We start from the raw sequence: 3,246 nt of genomic DNA, 5'->3' as shown, positions 1-3,246 counted from the left end.
GGCGCTGGCGGAGTCCTTGGCGCTGGCTGTCATCCCCTGGGTATTGTGGGGGTTCCATGAGATGGTCTGGCGGCCGCGATTTGCCAGCGTGGCCGGCGCCGGCCTGGCCTATGCCGCCCTCATGTTGAGCAGTAACCTTATCACCCTGCTCTTTACGCCTCTGCTGGCGGTGTACTTGGCCGTGATGATCATCAGCCGGCTGAACGACGAACAGCCCCTGCGCGGCTTCTCGAAGGAATCCATCCTGCCGGCCTGCGGCCATCTCCTGCACCGCGCCATTCCACCCTTGATCGCGTTGTGCATCGGCCTGGGGTTGAGCGCGATCTTCTGGATTCCGGCGGTGCTGGAGAACCGGTATGTGCGGGCGGATCAATGGCTGGCCGGCAGTTATGACTATCATGACGATTTCGTCTACTTCTTCCAGCTCTTTTCCCCCTTCTGGGGTTTCGGGGTCAGCGGCGCCGGCCCAGAGGATGGGGTGGGGTTCCAATTGGGTGCCGCGCCGCTGGCACTGGCGTTCCTGTCCCTGCTGATCTGGCGGCGCCTACGCAGTCCCGAGGCTCGCCGGCTGTGGGCCTTTGCCTGGGTCGGGCTGGTGGGGGCGGTATTCATGGCCCTGCCGCCGGCGGTGACGGTTTGGGAGCGCGTGTCGTTCACCCGCTATGCCCAGTTCCCCTGGCGCTATTTCTCGCTGGCCGCGCCTATGCTCTCGATGCTGGCCGGCACCGTGCTGGCGGAGCCGGAGGAGCCGGCGGAGGAGAAAGGGCCTTGGTCGCGAGAGCTTGCGGCGGTCCTGCTGGCAGGGCTGGTCATCTGGGGGAGCTACCCCTATGTGCGGGCGGAAATTCGCGAGCCGAAGGAGGGGCCGGTGTCGCTGGCCGGCCTGATGCGCTTCCAGCGCACCGCCAACGAGATGACCGGCTCCACCATCTGGACGAAGGAGATCCCGCAGTGGTCGCCCATGGCGGACCTGTTCGTCAACGGGCAGGATATCACCACGCGGGTGGACTACAGTTGGGTGCCGCAGAACGAGATCCTGGCGGTGGATGCGCGCGGCATGACCTCCATCTCGGAAAAGGTGTGGGTCTGGGCCGCGGACGACCAGCAGTCGGTGCGTTTTTACCGCTTTTATTACCCTGGCTGGAAGGCGTACATCCTCGATGAGCGGACTGAGGAGGTGATCGCCGAGGCGCCGATATACACGACCGGGCCGCAGGGGCTGATCACGGTGCCGGTGCCGCGGGGCCGGCATTTGCTGTTACTGCGCTTTGAGGACACGCCGCCGCGGCGCGTCGGGCAGGCGCTGAGCGCTGTCACCCTCGCCGGCCTGGCGCTGGCGGCGTTGGCTCGCTGGCGGCTGGTGCGGGGGAGGGCCGGCTGAGATGCGGCGCGTCTGGACGTTCCTTCACCGCGTGGACCGAGAACTGTGGTGGGCGCTGGCGCTGAGCACCTTCGCCTGGATGCCGCTCCTGGCGCCCGGCTATTTCTTCCAGGCGCATGATGCACCGCACACGGTCTTCTTCCTGCACGCTTTCGACAAGACCCTGCGCGATGGCTATCTCATCCCCCGCTGGGCCACCGATTTCGCGCTGGGATACGGCTACCCGCTGTTCATTTTCTATGCGCCGCTGGCGTATTACGTGGCGGAGGCATTCCATCTCCTGGGCGCCGGCCTGACCGTGGCGGTTAAGCTCACCTATCTCGTCGGATTTATTCTCTCCACGGTCAGCATGTATTTCCTGGGCCGGCGGCTGTTCGGGCGCTCCGCCGGCCTGCTGGCGGCCGTGCTCTATACCTACGTCCCTTACCATCTGGTGGACGTCTACGTGCGCTGTGACCTGGCGGAATCGTTCGCCTATATCTTTTTGCCGCTGACTCTGCTGGCCATGCTGGAGGTGGTGGAGCGGGGAGGCAGACGCCCGGTGGCGTTGGCCGGCCTGGCCTATGCCGGCCTCCTGCTCACGCACAACGGCACGGCGCTTGTCTTCTCCCCTCTGCTGGCCGGCTGGGTTCTGTTCCTCCTGGCACGGCAGGGGATGAAAGCGGGCTGGGGACGGGCGGTGCGCTCGGCCGGGGCCTCATTGGCCGCCGGCCTGCTCGGTGTCGGCGTCAGCGGATTTTTCCTCCTGCCGGCCCTGCTGGAGCGCGGGTATATCGTCCAGGAGCAGTGGATTCAGGGGAGTTTCGGCTATTACAAGCATTTCGTCTTCGCCGGCCAACTGCTCTCCTCGTTCTGGGGCTACGGCTATGCCGGCGAAGGGCTGGCGGACGAGATGCCGTTCCAGTTGGGGCTGTTCCCCCTGTTCCTGAGCATGGCCGCGGTAACCCTGCGCTGGCATCTGCCGCGCCGGCGCGCGGAGCGCACCTTCTTCCTGGCGGCCTCGGGTGTCGTCATCCTGTTCATGCTGCCCTTCTCTGCCCCCCTTTGGAGAGCGATCCCGCTGGCGGCGCTGGTGCAGTTTCCCTGGCGGCTGTTGATCCTGACCGCGGTGACGCTCTCTCTGCTGGGGGCCACGCTGGCGGCGGATGGGGAGGGGAGCCGGCCGGCGATCTCGCCGGCCATGGTGCTGGCTGTGGCGGTCGCGGCCGGCAGTTTCGCCTATACCCTGCCGCAGTACACGCCCTACTCGGCGCGGGCCGAAGCGGATGTCGCCGTCGTGGAGTTTGAGCTGGTGTATCCGCCCGACCGCACGGGCATGATGGCCTGGACGAAGGAACAGCCTATGACCAGCCCGCTGGTGCCGCAGTACCTCGTCGGCGAGCCGCTGACCAAGGCGCATATCTTGGAAGGACAAGGGAGCGTCGAGATGCGCTATCACGGCGGCGCCACGGAAGAGGTCCTGGTGCAGGCCCTGACACCGGTGACGCTGGAGTTTTACACCTATTATTTCCCCGGCTGGCGGGCGATGGTGGATGGGGAACCGGTCGAGATATGGCCGACCGATCCATACGGTCTGATCGCCCTGCGGGTGCCGGCCGGCGAGCATGTGGTGCGCCTGCGCTTCGGGGATACGCTCGTGCGGCTGGCCGGCAAAGGTATTTCCCTGGTATCCCTGCTGGCGGCGGGATGGCTCCTCTGGCCGGCGCGCCGGCGCACGGCAGGAACGGGTGCGAGCGATGATTGACCTGTCCGCTGGGTATCGCCGCAGGCGAAGTTCACCGGGAGCGCGCATCGCGCTGGTCGCGGTGTTCGTCCTGCTGGCGCTCATGATCTGGCAGCCCTGGAAGAGGGGGCCGGCGCCAGAG

Annotated in this window: 2 protein-coding genes; both read left to right on the top strand. The window is 66.4% G+C overall.

The annotated features are described in order from the left end of the window. Nucleotides 1–1,381, top strand: a 1,381-nt coding sequence (locus H5T60_13375) for a hypothetical protein (protein ID MBC7243421.1), incomplete at its 5' end; no start/stop codon positions are given. A gap of 1 nt (nt 1,382) precedes the next feature. After that, on the top strand, nt 1,383–3,125 hold the full coding sequence (locus tag H5T60_13370) for a glycosyltransferase family 39 protein (protein ID MBC7243420.1): 1,743 nt from the start codon (nt 1,383–1,385) through the stop codon (nt 3,123–3,125). Nucleotides 3,126–3,246 lie beyond the last annotated feature (121 nt).

It is taken from the genome of Anaerolineae bacterium (assembly GCA_014360855.1).
GTDB lineage: Bacteria > Chloroflexota > Anaerolineae > JACIWP01 > JACIWP01 > JACIWP01.
This window is presented reverse-complemented; position numbering and strand designations above follow the sequence as displayed.

Coding starts and splice junctions, on each gene's coding strand:
- H5T60_13370 (MBC7243420.1), top strand. CDS start 1,383: ATGCGGCGCGTCTGGACGTTCCTTCACCGCGTGGACCGAGAACTGTGG.